This window comes from Spirulina subsalsa FACHB-351, assembly GCF_026130165.1.
Lineage (GTDB): Bacteria > Cyanobacteriota > Cyanobacteriia > Cyanobacteriales > Spirulinaceae > Spirulina_A > Spirulina_A subsalsa_A.
Genome location: NZ_JAIHOM010000004.1, coordinates 44,511 through 66,123, shown reverse-complemented (window position 1 = coordinate 66,123; position 21,613 = coordinate 44,511). Strand labels below are relative to the sequence as shown.

Genomic DNA, 21,613 nt, shown 5'->3' with positions numbered 1-21,613 from the left:
CAATTTAACGGGGGATTCTTACTCAAGAACTGGACTTTTTCCGACTGCTGGTTTTCTTCGCCGTCGTTTTCTTCGTCCCTGTTGCCTTCGTGGTGGTCTTCTTCCGGCTCGTTTTCTTTGTTGCAGCCTTCTCGGCTAACAACTGTAACGCCCGCTCCAACGTTATACTTTCCACCGTTTCCCCGTCCGGTAAACCCGCGTTCACCTTGCCATGATTCACATAAATCCCGTAAGGTCCCTCATAAATATTCACCGCTTGTTCATCCTCGGGATGATTGCCCAATTCCCGTAAAGGCGTTTTAGTCTTGCTGCGACTGGCTCCCCGGCCGCGTTTCGGTTCGGCTAATAACTGTAAAGCCCGTTCATAGGTAATGGTCAGCACATCATCAGGGGCCTTAATGGAACGGTAATCTTTCCCTTCCTTCCCTTGGTCATGCACCACATAGGGGCCAAAGCGTCCTAAACTGGCTTTGATTTTCGCCCCCGTTTCTGGGTGTTCCCCCAACAACCGAGGCAGAGATAATAACCCCATCGCGATGTCTAAGGTCACATCTTCGGGTTTCAAACCTTTAGGCAGAGACACCCGTTTCGGTTTGGGGTTTTCGTCCGTTTTATCCCCCAGTTGAATATAGGGGCCATAATTCCCCGTCAGGACATAAATGGGTTCCCCAGTTTCCTCATGGAGTCCCAATGTCTCCGGGCCTTCAATTTTTTGCTTGAGTAGGAGTTGCACCTGCTCAGGAGTTAAATCACTGGGGGTTAGGTCTGGGGGAATGGAAGCGCTGACCTTTTCCTCCCCTTGTACTACTTCTAAATAGGGGCCATATTTGCCGATTTTAACGGCGGCTTCCAAATTATCTAGAATCACACTTTTAGCGGTGCTGGGGTCAATTTGACTTTCTCGCACCTTCACCTGAGTTTCTAACCCCTTTTCACCGAGATAAAAGTCTTCTAAGTAGGGCAACCATTCGGCCTCCCCTGTGGCAATGTTATCAAGGGTTTGCTCCATGCGAGAGGTGAACCGAGTATCCACTAAGTCCGGGAAATGTTCCTCTAGTAAACGGGACACCGCAAAGGCTGTAAAGGTGGGAATCAGGGTTTTATTGCGCATCTGCACATATCCCCGGTCAATAATGGTGCCGATGATGCTGGCGTAGGTACTGGGACGGCCTACTCCTTCACTTTCTAGGGTTTTGACTAGGGAGGCCTCGGTATAGCGGGCGGGGGGTTGGGTTTCGTGTCCCACTACGTCCAATTCCTTACAGTCTGGCTTATCCCCTACTTTTAGCGCGGGGAGGATGACCTCTTGATCTTCAATGGCGGCGTCGGGGTCATCGGACCCTTCTACATAGGCGCGGAAAAAGCCGGGGAAATCAATGCGCTTGCCGTTGGCGCGGAATCCTGCGTCTTCTACGTCGATATTAACGGTGATTTGGGTGAGTTTGGCATCCTTCATCTGACAGGCGACGGTGCGTTTCCAGATCAGGTCATAGAGACGGAATTCGCGATCGCCTAATCCCGTTTCTTTGGGGGTACGGAACCGAGAACCTGCCGGGCGGATGGCTTCGTGGGCTTCTTGGGCGCCTTTACTTTTGGTGGTGTATTGTTTCGGTTTCGGAGACAGGTATTCTTTGCCATACATTTCCTGCACACAGGAGCGGGCGGCTGTAATCGCTTGGTCTGAGAGATGGACTGAATCGGTCCTCATGTAGGTGATATAGCCTTCCTCATAGAGTTTTTGGGCAACACGCATGGTATCCCGGGCCGATAACCCTAACTTGCGGTTGGCTTCCTGTTGGAGGGTGGAGGTGGTAAACGGGGGGTAGGGTTTACGAGTGGTGGGACGTTCCTCAATGTTCGTCACCGTCCAGATTTTACCTTCTAGACGGTCTTTGAGTGCGATCGCCTCCTGTTCATTCAACAGCACCACATCTTTTCCCTTAGCGATTTTCCCCGTATTCGGATCAAAATCGCCCCCCGTGACCAATTTTTTCCCCCCCAAGGTGATTAACTTCGCCTCAAAAGGGCTTTTTTCCTGTTCTAAACTGGCTTTTAAATCCCAATAGCCCGCCGACTGGAACTTACGCCGTTCCCGTTCCCGTTGCACCAACAACCGCACCGCCACCGACTGCACTCGTCCAGCCGACAGGCCATAGGCGATTTTCTTCCACAGCAAGGGCGACAGGGTATAACCTACCAAACGGTCTAAAATCCGCCGCGTTTCTTGGGCATGAACCAAATTGTAGTTAATATCCCGACAATCCTTTAACGCCGCCCGAATGGCCTCCTGAGTAATTTCATGGAACACCATGCGTTTAATGGGGATTTTCGGCTTTAAAACCTCTTTCAAGTGCCAGGAGATACTTTCCCCCTCCCGGTCTTCATCTGTGGCGAGAATTAGCTCATCGGCGGCTTTGAGCGCTTCCTTGAGACTCTTCACCACCTGCTTTTTCGTTTTCGGCACCACATACAACGGGTCAAACTGGGCTTGTACATTCACCCCCAACTGCGCCCAATCCTCGCCCTTGTAACTAGCGGGGATTTCATCGGCCGACGAGGGGAGATCACGAATATGACCCATCGATGCCTCAACGCGATACCCCGAAGGCAGGTAATTACGAATAGTGCGGGCTTTAGTGGGCGACTCAACAATAACAAGGGTGGACATAGGAAGGTAACAAGATGATCAACATATCGAGACAGAGGAGTTGAACGTTGGAGTTGAACGTTTTACCATCCCCTCTTTATACTTAACTTAAATCCAATGGGGCGATAAGACCGCCAATCTCATGTTCTCAAAAAAACGCACAGGGCTTCAAAACTAGCATACCTTTGGCGCTCCTTAATTCTACCAAGCTCCGTCCCACTGCTGGGCTTATACCGCGTTAGCCTGCCGCCCCTATCCCCTCAGTGCCAACGCCTGACCATCTTGCAAAAAGGATTAAGTATGGTGGGGCGCACCAAATCTCAAGCTTCAGGAGACTTGTCCTCTAGTTGTGTTGGAGAAATCCTGCTCAATTACGGTGAGTCTGTGAAGGAAGAATCCCCTCGCCTTTAGGCAGGGGAGCGTCAAAGCAGCTAAGAAGGTCAATCCTGCACTATGCCGAGGGGTTCTGGGTAGCCGCAAATGTCGAGGCGTTCCCTAAAACCCAGTTTCTTTGCTCCCCCAAACAAGAAACTGGGTTGCGCTCATCTGCTCATTTCCCCCCTAAACGCTCCCAAAAACCCGGTTTCTACTGTTCAACTTGAAACGGGGTTTCTTGCACTGACTTTTTTTCCGCTACAACTTCCCTGAAACCCAGTTTCTAATCGCCAGCTAATCCAGAAACCGGGTTGCGCTCATCTGCTCATTTCCCCCCTAAACGCTCCCAAAAACCCGGTTTCTACTGTTCAACTTGAAACGGGGTTTCTTGCACTGACTTTTTTTCCGCTACAACTTCCCTGAAACCCGGGTTCTAATCGCCAGCTAATCCAGAAACCGGGTTGCGCTCATCTGCTCATTTCCCCCCTAAATGCTCCCAAAAACCCTGTTTCTATGGGTTGGATTTTGCGCTCCCATAAACTTAAGCTTCTATCTGGAGATATATAGGAGTAAGCGGATGTTTACTGATACAATAATCTAGTAACACTTTATTGAAATAAGTTCACTTATAAATCCGGCTTACTGTATATTTAACTAGGAATTATTCAACGAGAGCATGGGGATTTTGAACTGTAATCAAGCAAGCTTAGAGTCGATCATAGTTCGGGCGCAAACTGACTTAATCTCACCCTATATATTCTATAAACTCTGCCAAGAATTTTGTTTAAAGACAGGTACGGATAAGTTGTATTTTGGAGAACCTATCTCTTGTTGTTTAGACTTTGATAGAGGATTAGGTATTGCAGAAATTAGGACGTTTTTGGATGGTTTAGCCTTTTATATTCGGCTGATTAATACCCCTAATTCTACAGTTAATTTTTGGCTGAGTTGTCGTGATAAAGAACTGAAAAAACCGATAAATATAACGGTAAAAGTTATCGGTTGTGGGGTGGTGGGTAGAGTGGCAAAAATCATAATAGATGGGGCGAATCCTGTAGCTTTTAAAACATTTTTTGACCCCGATTTCGTATGGATTCATGGTCCTTGGGGGGAGATTCCGGTAGGAATTCGGTTGAAATATTGTGGGGTAACAAGAGATATGGCTGAGTTTTTATTTGCGGGTACGAGTTGGGTTGTGAGTGAGTGGATTGATTATGAGCAATCGAAGTTATGTAATCGTGAGGGCTTAACCTATCAAGAATTTGCCAAGAAAGAGGGGTTAACTAAACTCAACCCTTTAAACCGCAATAACTATAATCTGAACGGTATCAGACTTGATCCCGGTGGCATTCAAAAGGACTATCTGGGTCGCCGTTGGGTCGATTTTTATCGAGGGATTTGGTTTTATATGCGCAAAATTCGCCGAGATAAATGGAGGGGAATTTATGCAATTGCTCATCAGTTTTTGAGAGGGATAATCCTGACGTTCCGCAGATTAATTCAAAAACCCGGTTTCTAATCGCCAGCTAATCCAGAAACCGGGTTGGGTTCATCCTCTCGTTTTCCTTCTAAACGCTCTCAAAAACCCGGTTTCTACTGTTCAACTTGAAATTAGGTTTCTTGCTCTGACTTTTTTCCCGCTATAGCATCCCTAAAACCCAGTTTCTTTGCTCCCCCAACCCAGAAACTCTTTACAGTTTCAGGGTGGCTAAAATGATTAAGACCAGTCCTAAAACGGCTTCGATACTATACCGTAAATTGGGGGAATATCGGCGCTGATGTAATACCCGAAATTCTCCGTTAAATCCTCGGGATTGTAACCCTAATACTGAAGCGCGATAGTTCTCTAGGGTGCGGTGTAATAGTTGAGTTATTAATAATCCTAAACTGTGTAAACTGCGGTTAAAAGAATGGTAGCCAAAGCGGGCATTTTGTGCTAGAATTAGCTCATTAGCTGTGTCCATTAAAAGGAAAATAAAGCGATACATTAATAACAATAAGTCGAGAATTAAGGAGGGACACCTTAGTTTTTGTAAAAGGCGAATGATTTCAAGGAGGGGGATGGTGAGGAGGATAAAGTATAAACAGGAGGTGAGGGCGATCGCACGACTGAGCATTTCCCCGGCCTGTTGGAGTCCCTGTTGGCTAAGATAGAGGTAAAATCCCCCCAAGAAAAACCCTTGCCAGATGTCCTCCTGTATTTCTGAGATTTGGGAGAGAGACACCCCACTGAGGACTAAGGGGGGTAAACTCAACACCCCAAATCCCAAGGGCAGACTTAATAATTTTCCGTACACTGACAGGGGAATTCCCCCATACACCACAATCCACACTCCCACCCAGAGGGTAATGAGCCACTGGATGGGGGGCGGTGCGGTGTACCCTAGGATAAAAAGGGCGATCGCAAACCCTAACTTATGTTCTGGGGGTAAACGTCGTAAACGGTTGGTATAGGCGAATTGCGCTAGGTTTAAGGACATTAAAACGACCGACTCCAATCCTCAAACCAGCGTTCAACGACGACTTTAGTTTGAGTGAAAAACTCAACCGCGTGTTTTCCTTGACCATGTAAATCCCCAAAAAAGCTCTCTTTCCAACCACTAAAAGGGAAAAAGGCCATCGGTGCAGCTACCCCAATATTAATCCCAATGTTACCCGCTTCAGCCTCATAGCGAAATTGACGGGCGATCGCACCACTTTGGGTAAAAATACAAGCCATATTGCCCCATTGTCCGCCATTGACCCATTCTAGGGCTGTTTCCAAGCGATCCACTTCCACAATCCCTAACACCGGACCGAAAATTTCCGTTTGCGCTAAGATACTGTCCGGTTGCACATTTGTTAACAGGGTTGGCCGGATAAAATTGCCCTGTTCATAACCCGAAATCTGAGGATGACGACCATCTACTACAGGAGTCGCTCCCTCAGCGATCCCTTGTTCTATAAGTTGTTCAATTCTAGCTTGACTTTGAGGAGTAATCACCGGCCCCATTTGCACCTCGGGATTTAAACCATCCCCCACAATACGGGTTTCGGCCACGTCCGTCATGGCATCAATAAACCAATCCCGCGCTTCCCCCACCGTCACCGCGAGAGAGGCCGCTAAACAACGCTGTCCAGCACAACCAAAGGCACTATCGGCGGCAATTTTGGGGGTTAAATTGGGGTCGGCATCGGGGAAAATAATAATCGGATTTTTCGCTCCCCCTTGACACTGTACCCGCTTCCCGTGAGTGGCCGCTTTCCCATAGACATATTTAGCCACCGGGGAAGATCCCACAAAACTAATCGCCCGGATGGTGGGATGTTCTAAGATGGCATCGACTACCGTTTTCGCCCCATTGACCAAATTCACCACCCCGGCCGGCAGTCCCGTTTCAGCGAGGAGTTCAAGGGTACGCTGCATGGTGAGGGGGACTTTTTCCGAGGGTTTAATGACAACAGTATTGCCACAGGCGATCGCATAGGGTAAAAACCAAAAAGGGATCATCCCGGGAAAGTTAAACGGGGCAATAATGGCCGTCACCCCCAAGGGTTGACGAATCATGATCTCATCAATGCCCCGAGCAATATCTTCAGAATTGTATCCTTGCATTAACAAGGGAATCCCACAGGCCACCTCCACATTTTCAATGGCTCGTTGCCACTCCCCCCGCGACTCTGTTAAGGTTTTGCCACATTCGAGGGTAATTAAACGGCACAATTCATCGAGATGGGTTTCTAGCAAGATTTTCAGCTTAAATAAATACTGAATGCGTTCCGTGGCCGGTACTCGTCGCCACGTGACAAAAGCCCTCGCCGCCGCTTCTGTCGCCCGGTGAACATCTCCCACCGTGCCGAGGGGAACATAATTCAACAAGTCTGCCGTCGCAGGATTCCGAACCTCTAGGGTGTCTTTACTCTCGGAGGGGTACCACTGACCATTGATGTAGTTTAGGAGAGGAGTCGCTGTAGCCATGATGCTTGTTCACATTGAGAGGCAAGATAATCCTAGCTTACGGCATCCTGTCGCACTACGTCCCCCAGGGAGTATGTCACAATGAGAAAAGCTAAAGGATTAATTTATCCACATTTCATTATGTTTCGTCTTCGCTCTTGGCTGTTGCCCTTCATCCTTGCTGTTATCACGTTCTGGATTGCGATCGCCTGTAATAATCTCCCCAGCAGCCGGGAGATGGTGATTAGGGTAGGCTCTAAGAATGTTGCCGAACAGTGGATTTTAGGAGAAATGTATGCTTTAGCGTTAGAAGATCACGGTTTCACGGTAGAACGCCATTTAAATTTACCCGGCACCACCGCCGCCCACAATAGTTTAACCCGAGGCGAAGTCGATTTATACCCGGAATATACAGGAACCGCTTTATTAAGTGTGTTGAAATTGCCCGGCAATAGCGATCGCCAAGTGGTTTATGAAACGGTGAAAGAAAGTTATCAAGAGCAGTTTAATTTAATCTGGTTAGCGCCCTCTCCCATGAGTAACACCCAGGCGCTAGTGATGACTCCCCAAAAGTCCCAAGATTATGGGATCACCACCCTTTCTGATCTGGTTGCCCAAGCAGATCGCTTAGTTATGGTGGGGCCGCCAGAATTCCAAGAAAAGGAGGACGGTTTACCCGGCATTGAGGAAGTCTATGGCCCTTTTACCCTCAAGGATTATCTTGCCGTTTCCCCTGAATTTCGCTACAGCACCTTAATGTCAGGGGATGCTCATGTCGCCGTGGGTTCTAGTACCGATGGCGAAATTAGCGCGTTTAAGTTGGTCATGTTACAGGATGATAAAAACTTTTTCCCCCCCTATCAAGTCGCTCCCGTGGTGCGGGCCAATGTGTTAAAAAAACACCCAGAACTTGAGGATATTTTAGATAATATCACCACGCAAATCACAGATTCTATTATGCAGGATCTGAATTATGAAGTGACAGGAAAACAACAAGATCCCGCCATGGTTGCCCATGATTTTTTACAAAAAATTCAGGTATTGGGGAGAAATTAGGGGAGCGGGGGAGAAATTATCAATTGACAATTGACAATTGACAATTATCAATTATCAATTATCAATTCCCTAGCCCCACGAGTAGAGTTATATGCCTAACGGCACGCTTCGCGTACAGCAAGCCCTAATTGATAACCAGATTCCGGTTGCCTGGAATGACTTCCCCGAGAACAAAAGCCGAAAGATGATGGGATTGAAAATGGGCGATCGCCGATTCCACCTCACGGGGGGGTACAATGACCACAAAACCCACCCCCATATTGAACGTTTCAAACATCGCCGCTTCAGAAACATCCCCCATTTGAGCCAACCATTCAAATAGAGGGGGAATAGACCAAGCGTTTCGCTCAATTTTCACCCCTTGATGCTCCTGTACACAACGGGGGAGATTTTCCGGCAGTCCTCCCCCAGTAATATGAGCCATGCCGTGAATATCCACCCCAGACCGTAAAGCACTGAGAATCGGCTGTACATAGATGCGAGTCGGGGTAAGGAAGATTTCCCCCAAACTGGCACCCCCCAAGGCCGGGGGACAATCAGACCAGCTTAACCGCTTCGTCTCAATGATTTTGCGCACCAAGGAAAAACCATTACTGTGGACTCCTTGACTGGGAAGTGCGATCGCAATATCCCCCAACTCAACCCGAGAACCCCCTAAAATCCGCTCCCGTTCCACAATCCCCACACAAAACCCTGCTAAATCATACTCCCCCACCGGATAAAACCCCGGCATTTCCGCCGTTTCTCCCCCCAAAATCGCGCAGCCACTCTGACGACAGCCTTCCGCAATTCCAGCCACCACCTCCGCCAACTGCTCCGGATTCAACTTCCCCGTCGCTAAATAATCCAAAAAAAATAGAGGTTCAGCCCCCAGCGTGAGAATATCATTCACACACATAGCCACCAAATCAATCCCCACCGTGTGATGAACATTCACCGCTTGGGCAATTTTCAGCTTCGTTCCCACCCCATCGGTCCCCGACACTAAAACCGGATTCTGATACCCCGTCGGTAAGGCAAAACACCCTGCAAATCCTCCCAACTGACCCAAAACCTCTGGCCGTTGGGTACTCTCCACCGATTGACGAATACGCTCCACAAAAGAGCGTCCTGCTTCCACATCAACCCCTGCTGCTCGATAATCCATAATCCTCGTTCACCTTGCAATTGATTCTTTTCGCCTGTCCATCTTGCGATTTAATGCTGATTTTCCCGCTATTGATTTAAAAAAAATCAACTTCTACAGAAAAGCTTTAGTTTTTTAAATATAACCCAAAAGCTATTAAACCTTTCAACCCTTGACCTGACTAAGAGTTCACCCCGCCAAGGGTCAAATTTGGCAGGGGTGAGGACTCACGATCCCCCCTCCCTTACGGATGTTCATTACAAAACTTCATGCTAATCTGTGTCAGTTCTCGCACATAGAAACACCTTTCATCAGTCAACAAGTTGTTGCTTGTCTTTCCCCCCTCGCTCAGTGCCGCGTCGGTCAAGACAACACAGAAGCGTAAACGTTAGAACGACCCCCGTTAGAGCGTCCAACATTACCCCCTGTGAGTCAACAGCCTAGTACCTGAAAAAGCCTATGAATCAACAACTCTGGTCTAGCCTAACTGCCACCGTCCTCAGCACCGCGCTGAGTGCGGCTGTTCCCTATAACGTCAATGCCTCTGAGCCAGTCGTCCCCGTTGGGATTGAAGGAACAGAAGCCGCCCTAGCAGAATTGTATGGGGATTCTGTTTACCTCGCTCAGACTGCTGAGGAAATTGCCGCTAGTGATTCCCAAATCTCGGGGAACAGAGGCAGCTTGACCACAATTTTCCCCCATGCGGTGGGAGAATCCCAAGGCGCCACCTTGTATGTGCGTCGTATTCCCCTCCTAACCTTTGTGGGGACTGACTCTGCGAATGTTGCCGCTAAGAGTTTAACGCCGAGTTTCTTGACTCCTGAACAAATCCGTCAGGGTCAAGGGCTACAGGTTAATCAATCCAATGAAGACCCCGTTTGGCGCGCTACGCTGGTCGCAGACCGCATTAACCAAATGTCACCGGAAGAAGCATCTTCTATTACCTTAGCGTGGAATGCCGAACAGGAAGCCTACATCATCAAAGCGGGTGAAACCGAATTGGTGAGAGTGGACCGTCAAACCCAGTTACCCGATAGTACCGAGAACTGGGATCAAGACGCACTACAAGCGACAAATCGCTTGCGTCGTCTGGTGGGAGGCGCTGCTCCCCTCAGTGCGGGAGATGTGCAAATGCGTCCCACTCGTGCCGCTCGTTCCGTGCGTCCGGCTCAACGGGTCGCTGTAGGGCGGATTAATGGACAATATCAGGGGATGGCCTCTTGGTATGGTCCAGGATTCCATGGTCGTCGGAGTGCAAGCGGAGAGCGGTTTAATCAAAACGCTTTAACGGCTGCTCACCGGACGTTACCTTTTGGGACACAAGTTCGGGTGACGAACTTAAATAATGGTCGCTCTGTGGTGGTCCGCATCAATGACCGAGGGCCCTTTATTCGCGGTCGCATTATTGATTTATCTCGGGGTGCAGCGAGTGCAATTGGAATGTTAGGGAGCGGTGTTGCTCCGGTTCAAGTGGAAGTGATTGATTAAACGGCTTAACGCTAAATCACGGATTACAGCCAGGGCTTCCTAGCCCAAAACAGGCGATAGAGTGGAGGGCAACGGCTCTCTACTCTGTCGTTTTATGGTTATAGAAATTTAACAAGATTAATTCCCCATCCCACCAGTGGAGTAGGGTCGCTCACCTCAAAATGCCCAGATTCAATCGGTGTGAGAACTTCTGGCTCATGGTTGGGTTCTTGGCTATGTTCAACCCATCGGAAGTTAATAATAATCTTTGTTAAGTAAATGAGACTTGTTCTCTAGAACAAAATTTAGGGCATCCTAGCACTGTTTTTAACGCCCAACGCCGCTTGATAGCGTTGAAGAAGGGATTTAATGGGGTTTTACCCATTCTTAAGTTTTTTGGAAGTAACCGTTACCTTTGAGGTTTTCATGATACTTATTGAGAATAATTTGTATTAAAGGTTTTCAATAAGCCAATGAATGACCGAATTGTAAATTTGCTGTGCAAACGCAGGCAAGACCGTTGGCAGTCCTTTGTTTATTTGAGCGAGACATCGGGTCAAACCGAGCTTGACCCGGATCAATCGGAGGCGATCGCCTCTGATGACTCCTGCCAGATTTCTTTAGCCGAGACGAAAGTAGGCGATCGCATCAGAATCGTTTCGTTAAACTGCGGGTCAGCAAACAACCGTTTGATGGGGATGGGACTCCTGCCAGGAGTCCAACTCGAAGTAGTCAGTGTTACGGGAACAGGGTCAGCCATTGTGGCACTAAACGCGAGTCGTTTGGGCTTAGAACACAAAATAGCCCAACAGATTCAAGTGCAAAAAGCAGACATTTCCCTTAAGACGAGCGTAAACCCAAGCCATAGCCGATTTTTAGCCATGAAACAATCCAACGAAGACAGTGGGATCAAGTTGCGGAAAGCCAGCATTGGATCCAGCTTAAAAGTTGTGTCTTATGCACCGGGTTGTCCAGACTATAAACGGAAGTTACTGGCAATGGGATTGACCCCAGGGACGGAATTTGTGGTTAAGCGTCATGCTCCCCTGGGAGATCCGACAGAAATTGAAGTGCGGGGGTTTCGGCTCAGTTTACGCAAAGATGAAGCGGATGCTTTAGTGGTCCAATCCGTATAGGGGTAATTATCATGCTGAAAAAAACTATCGGATTAGTGGGGAATCCCAATTGTGGGAAAACCACCGTATTTAATGCCCTCACCGGGGCAAATCAACGAGTAGGCAACTGGCCGGGTGTCACCGTTGAACGCAAAGAAGGCAGTTATCGCTATCAAGGCAAAAATATTAAACAACCTTGCACCATCAACGTGGTGGATTTACCCGGAGTTTATTCCATTGATGTGGGGGAAACCACCACCGGACTCGATGAATTGGTGGCTAGAGATTATCTCGTTTCTAATGAAGCTGACTTAATCGTGAACATTGTTGATGCCTCTAACTTAGAGCGTAATCTGTATCTGACGACCCAGATTATGGAAATGGGCATCCCCATGATTATTGCCTTGAATATGATGGATTTAGCCAAAAATCGGCAAATTCGCATTGACCCAGACCAACTATCTAAGCGATTGGACTGCCCAGTAGTGGCTTTAGAAGCACATACAGGCAAGGGAGTTACTCAGTTGTGTGATACTATTGCTTGGGTCCTAGCAGACCCGACCCCCCCTCAAAGTTATGTGGCCTATCCCCCTGTGGTCGAGGAAGCCTTAGAGGATTTGATGCCAACGTTGTCAGCCCAAAACCTGCCATCACACAATGTTCGCTGGTTTGCCCTTAACTTATTGCAATATGACGACCGCCATCTGCCGGAATTGGGTGACGACCTGCTGAGACGGATTGTCAAACACCGCCATCGCATTCACCAAACCTTGGCAGAAGATACAGATTTGTTGATTGCCGACAGTCGCTATAGCTGGATTCGTCAAGTGTTAAATGACGTGATGGAACGAACCAATGTGGTGACGCAAACCATGAGCGATCGCATTGATCATGTCGTACTCAATCGCTGGCTAGGCCTGCCGATCTTCCTGCTGGTGATGTATGTCATGTTTTTCGTGGCGATTAATGTCGGGGGCGCATTTATTGACTTTTTCGACATTGGCGTTGGCGCGATTTTTATCGGTGGCACCGGCCATCTGTTAGAACAAATTAATGCTCCGGGTTGGTTAAGGGGTTTGTTAGCCGATGGTGTAGGTGGGGGCATTCAAACCACCTCAACCTTTATCCCCCAAATTGGTCTGTTGTTCCTCTTCTTGGCTATTTTGGAAGACTCGGGCTATTTAGCCCGGGCAGCATTTGTGATGGATCGGTTGATGCGGTTCATTGGACTGCCCGGTAAGTCTTTTGTCCCGATGATGGTCGGGTTTGGCTGCAATATTCCGGGGATTATGGCCACCCGGACTTTAGAAAATCGGCGCGATCGCCTCATGACCATTATCATGAATCCCTTTATGTCTTGTGGCGCCCGTCTACCCATCTATGCCCTATTCTGTGCAGCCTTTTTCTCCACAAACGGACAAAACGTTGTTTTTGTTCTCTACATTATCGGCATTCTCGCCGCGATTTTTACGGGATATGTGATGAAAAATACCCTGTTTAAGGGAGAAGCTGCCCCATTTGTCATGGAGTTACCCCCCTATCATATTCCGACCGTCAAAGGGGTATTAATTCGGGGCTGGGAACGGCTGAGAGCCTTTATCACCAAAGCCGGGAAAATGATCGTGATTATGGTGCTGATCCTCGGGTTGATTAACTCCGTAGGTTTAGACGGTTCTTTTGGTAAACACGATAGTCAAGACTCGATTCTCAGTGCTTTTAGTCGTACTGTGACTCCGGTCTTTACCCCAATGGGCATTCAACAGGACAATTGGCCGGCAACGGTTGGGTTGTTTACGGGGGTTTTTGCTAAAGAGGTGATGGTGGGAACGATGGATTCTCTCTATACTCAACTGGCCCAAGAAGCGGGTGCAGGTGAGCCGGAAGAAGCCTTTGATTTTTGGGGGGAGATTGGCGAAGCCTTTGCCAGTATTCCCGAGAACTTAGCGGATTTGGCGGATCAGGTGCTTGACCCTGTTGGCATGAGTATTATGAGGGATACCGGGGATCTAGAAACGGCTGCCGAAACTCAGGAAGTCCATTACACTACTTTTGGCCAAATGTCTCAACGGTTTGGCAGTACCACGGCGGCGATCGCCTTTTTGCTATTTGTGCTGTTGTATTTCCCCTGTGTTGCAGCTACGGCGGCAGTTTATCGGGAAACCAATCTCGGCTGGACGATCTTTGTTGCCGCTTGGACTACAGGACTCGGTTATTGGGTGGCGGTGTTCTATTACCAGTCCATGACCTTGACTGAACATCCTCTGAGTTCCAGTGCTTGGATTGTTGCCCTAATCCTGAGCCTGTTCGGAACATTAGTCGCCTTGAGCCACTATAGCCGCAGTCATCGCGTTAAATCCAAGGTCAACCCCAATAGACAAAATAATCAAGCACTGCAATCTTAGGCGGAGACCCAAGCGATGATTTTAACCGAGTTACAGCAATATCTACGCCAGCACAAAACCACCACCTTAGACGAACTTTCCTGCCACTTTGCGATCGCTCCCGATGCCCTGCGGGGAATGCTGAGTCAACTGGTGCGTAAAGGACGAGTACGCCAACTGGAAACTAAAAAATGTGGTGGTTGTCATAGCTGCTCCCCAGAAGCCTTAGAACTGTACGAGTGGGTTAATTCTGGATAAAAGTCAGGGCAACCAAGCCATCCCCAACATGACGGGAATGGCTTGGTTGCATCGCCATACTCGCCTGTGAACTCCCCCACTCCACTGGCGGGATGGGCAATTCCCGGCAATCTTTTTTACATAGGGTTTGTTGAGTCTAGCGTTGGGTTTTTTCAGCAGACCCTAAATATCTATTGAGCATTAGGGGTTGTTTTCTACTCAGTCCTGTGCTACAGTGATAACTCGGTGGAAAAACTGCGGGTGTAGTTTAGTGGTAAAACTTTAGCCTTCCAAGCTAATAATAGGGGTTCGATTCCCCTCACCCGCTTAATAAGGGAAAACAAGAGCAAATTATTTTTTGACCTGTTGAAATAGATGGAATCCCCGTCCGTTTACGGCGGGGCGGATGTCAAGATCATGACTCCTTGTGGCTGCTCTACCAGATTACCAGTATACTTAAAACCTATATATAGCAAAGGTATATAGCAAAGGTTTAACTTAAATCGGGATGACAGGATTTGAACCTGCGACATCCTGCTCCCAAAGCAGGCGCGCTACCAAGCTGCGCTACATCCCGAAGTCGTCGTCAGGTGACAGTCAAGTGACAACCGATTTAGTATACCCTATTTTAAACCGTCTTGCCTAGCTTTAATCGGGATACCAAAACATTCCCTTAATTCCTTCCGGGTCAAGGATAAAGCCTAAACGACGGTAGAAATCCACCACATGGGGATCGGCAAACAAGGTAATGTTACTAATATCCTCGCTGCGCAGTTTTTTAATCGTGTATTGCATTAACGCCTTACCCAGACCTTGACTCTGATAACTCGGATGCACCACCACATCCCAAATGGTGGCATTAAAGGCATGATCGGAAGTCGCCCGGGCAAAACCAATCAAACGCCGTCGCACCCCCCGTTGTTCCCACATAGACACAACGAGAAAACTATGCTGGAGTGCTTTGCGGACTTTGCGGAGGGGGCGCCTTGCCCACCCCACCGCATCACAGAGTTCTTCAAGTTCATACAAATCAATCTCTCGCTCTGTGCTGAAGACAATGCGAGTGTCGTTGGCGCGAGGATCACTAGATCGAGGATCTTTGGCGATCGCACTTCCACGCCCTCCCCGAGAACCCGCTACCGTGTCAGAATTGCTAAACAAGCTTTTCCAAAAACCCATGCCAATGTGGCGAACTGATCAGTGGTGAATAAACCGGAAGGCGAAATTACAGCAGAGTCCAGAACTCCTGATTTCACCCCCACAGCCATAGATGATAACACAACTCACCCGTTCAATGGCTAATTCGGGATCCTCTCTTAAACGGTACGGTAGAATACAGAACATGGAAGCAAAGACAGTGATCGTTATAGCCGGAGTAGAGATTCCCCAAAGAATTGGGAACGGACACCCCTGAGCGTGCGAGAATTGGTCAAAGCCCTAGAACCGAGAATAATCAATAGAGAAGAGACTAGGACTAAGCTCAAACAAAATTTATGAAGCAGCGACGTAGAAGATTGGCAGTCAATCGCTGGTTTTGGCTCGCCGCACTGGTGGGACTCTTACTCGACCAACTGACTAAAAACTGGGTAACAAGTACCTTTGCCCAAGAATTCGATACTATTCCTATTCTGCCCGGAATTTTTCACTTCACCTATGTTACCAATAGTGGGGCGGCGTTTAGCCTCTTTACCGGGGGGGCGGACTGGTTACGTTGGCTGTCCTTGGGGGTTAGTGTGGGGTTAATGCTCTTTGCTTGGTACAGTCCCCCCCTCCGATTGGCGGAACAGTTAGGTTATGGATTTATCCTCGCCGGTGCCATTGGCAATGGGGTTTGTCGGTTCTTATATAGTTATGTGATTGATTTTCTAGATTTCCGTTTAATCCAGTTCCCCGTTTTTAATTTGGCGGATGTGTTTATTAACATAGGAATTGTCTGTTTACTCTATGCCATGTTCCGTTCTCCCTCTCATCTCAGAAGTTAGTTAAGATTGCTAATCTCCATTCTGCTCAATCTCTACTCATATCCTACCGAATTGACTTATGACTAGCCCTCCTCCTACCCAACTCAGTCGTATTGCGACCCAAGTGGTTCAACGGTTAAATACGGTTTTAGCGCTTCGTCCTAATGCACGAGTGCCAGAATTGTGGGTACAGGATGCCGATGCAGACCATGCGGAAACCTATAAATTGGTGGGGGATAAGTACACCTTGGGGCGCAGTTCCCGGTCCAGTGATATTGTGGTGCGCAATGGGGTAGTCAGTCAGGTTCATTTATCGGTGAGTCGGGACCCGAAACATCCCCGCCAATTTGTGCTGAAGGATGAACACTCCACCAATGGGATTTATTTGGGCAAACGTCGTCTAACCTCCCTAGAATTGCGTCACGGGGATATTATTACCCTGGGGCCGCCGGAGTTGGCCAATGGGGTGCGCTTGCAATATCATAATCCTCCGCCGTTATGGGTGCGGGGGCTGCGCTATGGTTTGTATGGGGTGGCGGGGATGACGGGATTAATTACGGCGGCGATTTTGTGGGAGTGGACGAAAATTCCCATCTATCCTCTACCCTTGGGGGTGCAGGGTCCGGTGGCGGTTTATGCTCGGGATGGGCAAACGCCTTTGATGCCCTTGCGGACAGAAGCCCATCGGGAGTTTGACCGTTTATCGGATTTTTCGCCCTATTTGCCCAAGGCGGTGATTGCTTCGGAGGATAGCCGCTTTTATTGGCATCCGGGGGTAGATCCTTTGGGGATTTTCCGGGCAGTGTTGATTAATGTGCAACGGCAGGGAATTCGTCAAGGGGGAAGTACGGTCACGCAACAGTTGGCGCGTAGTTTGTTTCCGGAGTATGTGGGGCGGTCGAATACGGCGGGGCGCAAGGTGCGCGAGGCGATTGTGGCGTTGAAGTTGGAGACGTTTTACAGCAAAAATGAGTTGTTGCGGACTTATTTGAATCGGGTTTATTTGGGGGTGGGAAGTTATGGCTTTGAGGATGCGGCACGGTTTTATTTTGATAAGTCGGCGGCGGATTTGACGGTGGCGGAGGCGGCGGCGCTGGTGGCGATTTTGCCTGCGCCCAATGCCTATAATCCGGTGCAGGATTATCGGACGGCGGTGCAGTTGCGGGACCGGGTGATTAGTCGGATGGCGCAGTTGGGGATGATTTCGGAGGAGGAGGCGAGTCAAGCGCGGAGATCCCGGATTCAGGTGAGTCCGAGGGCGCGAGAGGCGTTATCTCAATCGGTGGCTCCCTATTATTATGGTCAGGTGTTGCGGGAGTTAAATCGTCTGTTTCCGGAGGTGGCGCGAGAGGGGAATTTTGTGATTGAGACGGCGCTGGATCTCAATAAGCAGGCGAAGGCGGAGGAGTCTTTGCGGCAAATGGTGGAACGGGATGGGGGACGGTTAAATTTTAGGCAAGGGGCGATTGTGACGTTGGATGGTCGCAATGGGGAGGTGTTGGCCCTGGTGGGGGGGGTGAGTTATGCCCAGAGTCAATTTAACCGGGCGACTCAAGCCCAACGTCAGCCGGGATCGACGTTTAAGGTGTTTGCCTATGCGGCGGCGTTGGAACGGGGGATTTCGCCGAGTAAGGTCTATTCTTGCGCTCCGGTGACGTGGCGGGGGCAACGGTATCGAGGCTGTGAACGGACGGCGGGGGAGGGTGCGAATTTTTATCACGGGATGGCGCAGTCGGAAAATGCGATCGCCATTCGCATTGCTCAAGATGCGGGGATGGACAATATGATCCGCATGGCCCAACGGCTAGGCATTACGTCTAAACTCAATCCTTCCCCCGGATTAGTGTTGGGGGAAAGTGAGGTCAATGTGCTGGAAATGACGGGGGCCTATGCCGTATTTGCCAATAATGGGGTGTGGAATCGCCCCCACACGATTCGCCGAATTCTAGATAGTAGTGACTGCGAAGATGACCAAGATTTCCAAACTTGTCGGGTGATGTATGATTTCTCCCAAGATGGGGAACGGGATGGGGATGGAAACCAACAAGTGATTAGTGGTGCGATCGCCCAAACCATGCACAATCTATTACGGGGTGTCATCCAAGGAGGCACTGGAGGACGTGCGGCCATCGGACAAGGAGAAGCGGGCAAAACCGGAACCACCGATCGCAATGTGGATTTGTGGTTCATTGGTTATGTCCCCCGTCAACATTTAGTGACAGGCATTTGGTTAGGTAACGATGACAACTCCCCCACTCGGGGAAGTAGTGGTCAAGCGGCCCAATTATGGCGGGATTATATGCGGCAAATTGTGCAATAAATCGGGAACAGGGAACAGTCAAAACTCTTGCCTATTCCCTAAGCAATAATCGCCTAAACCATCACCTTTTCTTTCTTCCGTTGGCGATGTTGACTCTTTTCCAAAACATAATAAATGCCGTTGAGAATAGTAGACTCTCTAGCCAGTTGGCGTTCTGCTGACTCATGAATCAGATGGGTTTTTAAAGATTTTCCTTGACCTTGATCACACACCATGTAAAAATTCGGAACTCGACTCAAAACGTAAGCAGTTAAATCAGGAAATAAATCGCGGCGAATAAATTCTCTTTGAATATGATCGGGCTGTTCTGCTAGGATGTGATCCATCTCTTCTTCAACTTGTAGGAGTGTCAAGTTGACTAAGTTTTTGCTCATGCTTATCTTCCTGTTATGAGTTCCTACCCACTGCTTTGAGTTCGTAGACTTTGAGTTCATAGAAGATTGATTAATCAATATTGATTAACAAATATTGACCAATCAACTTGTCCCAATCAACTTATCTCAGTAAGTTTGCCTACCCTGCATAAAGACTGGAGCAGTTACGCCCTATTATAGACCATGATGCGCGCAAATCTGAACGCAATATTTAGTTTTCTAAAAGGTGTGAGGGAATACATTTATGTGCCGAGGATTGTGATTCACAAAAGACTGCTCTAGGGATAATCTAACAGAAAATGGCATAATCCAAAGTCGTTAGTCGTTGTTTTAACATGGGTTTCAGTCAATTGCTTATTGTTAGTTGTTTAAAATCGTGATCATGTAACTCTAGATTACCGATTATGTTTTGAGAGGTAATGGGGTGAAAATAAGTATATATTCTTATTGTGTTTTGATCCTTTATAGGATAGCGCAGCAAACAGCAAAGTACGGATTTCTAAATTTTGCAGGGGAGTCCAAAGAATACCCGCCCCAAGACCTGCGATAAAATTTTGATTCCCCAGTTGGATTGACACTCCCATCGCTAAAAGCGAGGGATTCTTGGTTCAACGAGTTTCCTTAACTTGGCAGGACGTATCCAACCAAGCCAGAGGGAATCTCTCCCCAAGCGTAAGTTCCCGTTTGCCCAGCGGTACTTAGTCCCTTGTTTAAAATATTGATAGCGGCGTTAATATCTCTATCTTCTACGCGGAGTTTGTTAATCGAGACCATAATGCCGCGATAAACATCTTAGCCAAAGGCTTAGAAATGCTCGGCATAGTATTGCCAAATACGGTGGGAAGAACCGATAGAGAGGGGTCAGTTGGTGACTCCGACGGGGACTTTTCCCTTAACACCGGAGTTAGTCGCTTTAGGCGATCGCGAATTAACCCATCCCTACTACTGGAGTGCTTTTACCATGATTGGTTCCCCCTGGTAGGAGCAGGCCCGAGTTTTCACGCTAAAAACTCGGGATATTCGGCGAAAATCATCCGATCTCGTCCTTGGTGTTTGGCTTCATAGAGTGCCTGATCCCCTCGTTTGACGAAATCCTCATAGGAGAGTCCGGGATGGGGAATAGTGGTGATAATTCCCACGCTGACGGTGATATGGTTGCTAACCTTCGATTGACAATGGGGAATTTTGAGTTTTCGCACTCGGGAGAGAATTTCCCCGGCCACTTGAACGGCTCCGTTCGCATCGGTATGGGGGAGTAAAATGGCAAATTCTTCCCCTCCGTAGCGTGTTACGAGGTCTGTAGACCGCTTAACAGCCGTGCGTAGGGTTTGGGCGACGGTGCGTAAACACTCATCTCCGGCTGGATGACCATAGGTGTCATTGTAGGCTTTAAAGAAGTCTACATCGACTAGCACTAAGCTGAGGTAAGCCTGAGATAGGGCCATTTTCTCCCATTCTTGGGGGAGTGCTTCATCAAAACAGCGACGATTTCCTACTTGGGTTAAGCTGTCTAGGGTGGCGAGTTGTTGGAGTTCAGTGTTGGTGGTTTTGAGTTCTTCTAACAGTTCGGCTTGTTGGATGGCGATCGCAACTTGGACGGCTAACTGCTGTAATAATTCTATCTCGAAGGCTTGCCAAGAGCGGGGTTGTTCGCATTCCTGCACCACTAACATTCCCCACAATTCCTCATCATGCAGCACTGGCACCACCAAATTAGCACGCACTTGTAAATCCGTGAGCCAGTGAATATAACACTCCGATAAATTGGACTGCCGTACATCATCCACTACATGAATCCGTCCTTTTTGGTACAGTTCTACATAGTTGGCGATGAATTCTGTATCGGTGAGTCGTCGTCCGAGGAGGGAATAATCGGGGGAACGGAGTGCTTCTACTACCACTGTCCCACTCCAATCAAAGTCTAAACGGTAGAGAAAAGCGCGATCGCACAGCAAGAGATTTTGCACTTCCTGCACCGTTGTCTCTAGAATCGCCTCGATTTCCAAGGAGCGGCGAATGCGTTGGGCGATCGCATTCACTAAGGTCTGTTGATGGATAATATACTTTAAGGCATCTTCCGTATTTTTCCGTTGGGTAATATCTTCCCCAATCCCAGCCACCCCCTCCACTTTTCCCTCTGCATCCCGAATGGGAAACAACCGCACCGACACCCAGCACGTCCGGTTTTGGGGATCTACCATGCGATACTCTAACTCTACCGTATCCTTGAGAATTCCCTTGTCTAGTGCCTGTTCTTGGGTAAACGTAACTTGTTCTGCATCCTCGTCTAAAATCCCCGTTAACCAAAAACATCCCGTCTCCGTGGAACTCGGCACATCCCATAACACCTCACAACCCGGACTTTTATAGAACAATTGTTTTAAGTCAGGACTCATTAACCAGATGACAATGGGTAAACGAGTCACTAACTCTTGCAAAGCAATATAGTCTCGCCATGCGGCGAGATCCTGCTTTGATAAAGACGCTTGAAGGTTTGCATCCGCACACCAACAAGCGGGGAGGGGTGAATGGGTCATAAGTAAAACTGTTCTACCTCGTTAGAACAAGAGTATACCCAAGGTTTGATAATCCTATCTGCTCACTCACAAGGGAGGTC

15 protein-coding genes, 2 tRNA genes and 1 pseudogene are annotated in these 21,613 nt (G+C 48.5%); 9 read left to right on the top strand and 9 right to left on the bottom strand.

What is annotated here, in order from left to right:
- Positions 1-22: 22 nt before the first annotated feature.
- Positions 23-2,668: a type I DNA topoisomerase gene (gene topA / locus K4A83_RS01450; RefSeq protein WP_265262595.1), complete on the bottom strand. Its 2,646-nt coding sequence runs from the start codon at positions 2,666-2,668 to the stop codon at positions 23-25.
- A gap of 1,030 nt (positions 2,669-3,698) precedes the next feature.
- Between topA and K4A83_RS01445 the strand changes: the two genes are divergently transcribed.
- Complete coding sequence (locus K4A83_RS01445; protein WP_265262593.1) at positions 3,699-4,541, top strand: hypothetical protein; 843 nt, start codon at positions 3,699-3,701, stop codon at positions 4,539-4,541.
- A gap of 172 nt (positions 4,542-4,713) precedes the next feature.
- Here K4A83_RS01445 and cbiQ read toward each other — a convergent pair whose 3' ends face one another.
- Positions 4,714-5,502 carry a cobalt ECF transporter T component CbiQ gene (gene cbiQ, locus K4A83_RS01440; RefSeq protein WP_265262592.1) on the bottom strand — a complete coding sequence of 263 codons (789 nt, stop codon included), beginning with the start codon at positions 5,500-5,502 and terminating at the stop codon, positions 4,714-4,716.
- Positions 5,502-6,980 carry a CoA-acylating methylmalonate-semialdehyde dehydrogenase gene (locus K4A83_RS01435; RefSeq protein ID WP_265262591.1) on the bottom strand — a complete coding sequence of 493 codons (1,479 nt, stop codon included), beginning with the start codon at positions 6,978-6,980 and terminating at the stop codon, positions 5,502-5,504. Before K4A83_RS01435 ends, cbiQ begins: the two co-directional genes overlap by 1 nt.
- Positions 6,981-7,100: 120 nt before the next feature.
- Between K4A83_RS01435 and K4A83_RS01430 the strand changes: the two genes are divergently transcribed.
- Positions 7,101-8,015 carry a glycine betaine ABC transporter substrate-binding protein gene (locus K4A83_RS01430; protein WP_265262590.1) on the top strand — a complete coding sequence of 305 codons (915 nt, stop codon included), beginning with the start codon at positions 7,101-7,103 and terminating at the stop codon, positions 8,013-8,015.
- 124 nt (positions 8,016-8,139) lie between these two features.
- Here the strand turns inward: K4A83_RS01430 and purM are convergent, their stop codons facing one another.
- Positions 8,140-9,162, bottom strand: a complete 1,023-nt coding sequence (gene purM / locus K4A83_RS01425) for a phosphoribosylformylglycinamidine cyclo-ligase (RefSeq protein ID WP_265262589.1) — start codon at positions 9,160-9,162, stop codon at positions 8,140-8,142.
- 438 nt (positions 9,163-9,600) lie between these two features.
- Here purM and K4A83_RS01420 point away from each other — a divergent pair, with 438 nt between their 5' ends.
- The 5 genes from K4A83_RS01420 (at position 9,601) to K4A83_RS01400 (ending at position 14,669) form a co-directional block, all read left to right on the top strand.
- Entirely contained in the window at positions 9,601-10,629 is a 1,029-nt protein-coding gene (locus tag K4A83_RS01420) for a septal ring lytic transglycosylase RlpA family protein (RefSeq protein ID WP_265262588.1), read from the top strand.
- A 452-nt stretch (positions 10,630-11,081) separates the two neighbouring features.
- Complete coding sequence (locus tag K4A83_RS01415) at positions 11,082-11,744, top strand: FeoA family protein (protein WP_265262587.1); 663 nt, start codon at positions 11,082-11,084, stop codon at positions 11,742-11,744.
- Positions 11,745-11,755: 11 nt separating this feature from the next.
- On the top strand, positions 11,756-14,125 hold the full coding sequence (feoB, locus tag K4A83_RS01410) for a Fe(2+) transporter permease subunit FeoB (RefSeq protein ID WP_265262586.1): 2,370 nt from the start codon (positions 11,756-11,758) through the stop codon (positions 14,123-14,125).
- 15 nt (positions 14,126-14,140) lie between these two features.
- Entirely contained in the window at positions 14,141-14,362 is a 222-nt protein-coding gene (locus tag K4A83_RS01405; protein WP_265262585.1) for a FeoC-like transcriptional regulator, read from the top strand.
- Between the two features lie 236 nt (positions 14,363-14,598).
- Positions 14,599-14,669, top strand: a tRNA-Gly gene (locus K4A83_RS01400).
- A gap of 175 nt (positions 14,670-14,844) precedes the next feature.
- Here K4A83_RS01400 and K4A83_RS01395 read toward each other — a convergent pair.
- Positions 14,845-14,918: transfer RNA gene (locus K4A83_RS01395), tRNA-Pro, on the bottom strand.
- Between the two features lie 71 nt (positions 14,919-14,989).
- Positions 14,990-15,520, bottom strand: a complete 531-nt coding sequence (locus K4A83_RS01390) for a GNAT family N-acetyltransferase (RefSeq protein ID WP_407809774.1) — start codon at positions 15,518-15,520, stop codon at positions 14,990-14,992.
- A 314-nt stretch (positions 15,521-15,834) separates the two neighbouring features.
- On the opposite strand from K4A83_RS01390, the gene lspA reads away from it, so the two are divergent.
- Entirely contained in the window at positions 15,835-16,323 is a 489-nt protein-coding gene (gene lspA / locus K4A83_RS01385; protein WP_265262583.1) for a signal peptidase II, read from the top strand.
- Positions 16,324-16,381: 58 nt separating this feature from the next.
- Positions 16,382-18,622 (top strand): PBP1A family penicillin-binding protein, encoded by a 2,241-nt coding sequence (locus K4A83_RS01380; protein WP_265262582.1) that lies wholly within the window; start codon positions 16,382-16,384, stop codon positions 18,620-18,622.
- A gap of 53 nt (positions 18,623-18,675) precedes the next feature.
- Here the strand turns inward: K4A83_RS01380 and K4A83_RS01375 are convergent, their stop codons facing one another.
- From K4A83_RS01375 to K4A83_RS01370, 3 genes and pseudogenes are all read right to left on the bottom strand, one after another.
- Positions 18,676-18,996 carry a hypothetical protein gene (locus tag K4A83_RS01375; RefSeq protein WP_265262581.1) on the bottom strand — a complete coding sequence of 107 codons (321 nt, stop codon included), beginning with the start codon at positions 18,994-18,996 and terminating at the stop codon, positions 18,676-18,678.
- Between the two features lie 621 nt (positions 18,997-19,617).
- A pseudogene (locus K4A83_RS22925) lies at positions 19,618-19,746 on the bottom strand (RNA-guided endonuclease TnpB family protein); the annotation flags it as partial.
- Between the two features lie 248 nt (positions 19,747-19,994).
- Positions 19,995-21,533 (bottom strand): sensor domain-containing diguanylate cyclase, encoded by a 1,539-nt coding sequence (locus K4A83_RS01370; RefSeq protein ID WP_265262580.1) that lies wholly within the window; start codon positions 21,531-21,533, stop codon positions 19,995-19,997.
- Positions 21,534-21,613 lie beyond the last annotated feature (80 nt).

Coding starts and splice junctions, on each gene's coding strand:
- topA (WP_265262595.1), bottom strand. CDS start 2,668: ATGTCCACCCTTGTTATTGTTGAGTCGCCCACTAAAGCCCGCACTATT.
- K4A83_RS01445 (WP_265262593.1), top strand. CDS start 3,699: ATGGGGATTTTGAACTGTAATCAAGCAAGCTTAGAGTCGATCATAGTT.
- cbiQ (WP_265262592.1), bottom strand. CDS start 5,502: ATGTCCTTAAACCTAGCGCAATTCGCCTATACCAACCGTTTACGACGT.
- K4A83_RS01435 (WP_265262591.1), bottom strand. CDS start 6,980: ATGGCTACAGCGACTCCTCTCCTAAACTACATCAATGGTCAGTGGTAC.
- K4A83_RS01430 (WP_265262590.1), top strand. CDS start 7,101: ATGTTTCGTCTTCGCTCTTGGCTGTTGCCCTTCATCCTTGCTGTTATC.
- purM (WP_265262589.1), bottom strand. CDS start 9,162: ATGGATTATCGAGCAGCAGGGGTTGATGTGGAAGCAGGACGCTCTTTT.
- K4A83_RS01420 (WP_265262588.1), top strand. CDS start 9,601: ATGAATCAACAACTCTGGTCTAGCCTAACTGCCACCGTCCTCAGCACC.
- K4A83_RS01415 (WP_265262587.1), top strand. CDS start 11,082: ATGAATGACCGAATTGTAAATTTGCTGTGCAAACGCAGGCAAGACCGT.
- feoB (WP_265262586.1), top strand. CDS start 11,756: ATGCTGAAAAAAACTATCGGATTAGTGGGGAATCCCAATTGTGGGAAA.
- K4A83_RS01405 (WP_265262585.1), top strand. CDS start 14,141: ATGATTTTAACCGAGTTACAGCAATATCTACGCCAGCACAAAACCACC.
- K4A83_RS01390 (WP_407809774.1), bottom strand. CDS start 15,520: ATGGGTTTTTGGAAAAGCTTGTTTAGCAATTCTGACACGGTAGCGGGT.
- lspA (WP_265262583.1), top strand. CDS start 15,835: ATGAAGCAGCGACGTAGAAGATTGGCAGTCAATCGCTGGTTTTGGCTC.
- K4A83_RS01380 (WP_265262582.1), top strand. CDS start 16,382: ATGACTAGCCCTCCTCCTACCCAACTCAGTCGTATTGCGACCCAAGTG.
- K4A83_RS01375 (WP_265262581.1), bottom strand. CDS start 18,996: ATGAGCAAAAACTTAGTCAACTTGACACTCCTACAAGTTGAAGAAGAG.
- K4A83_RS01370 (WP_265262580.1), bottom strand. CDS start 21,533: ATGACCCATTCACCCCTCCCCGCTTGTTGGTGTGCGGATGCAAACCTT.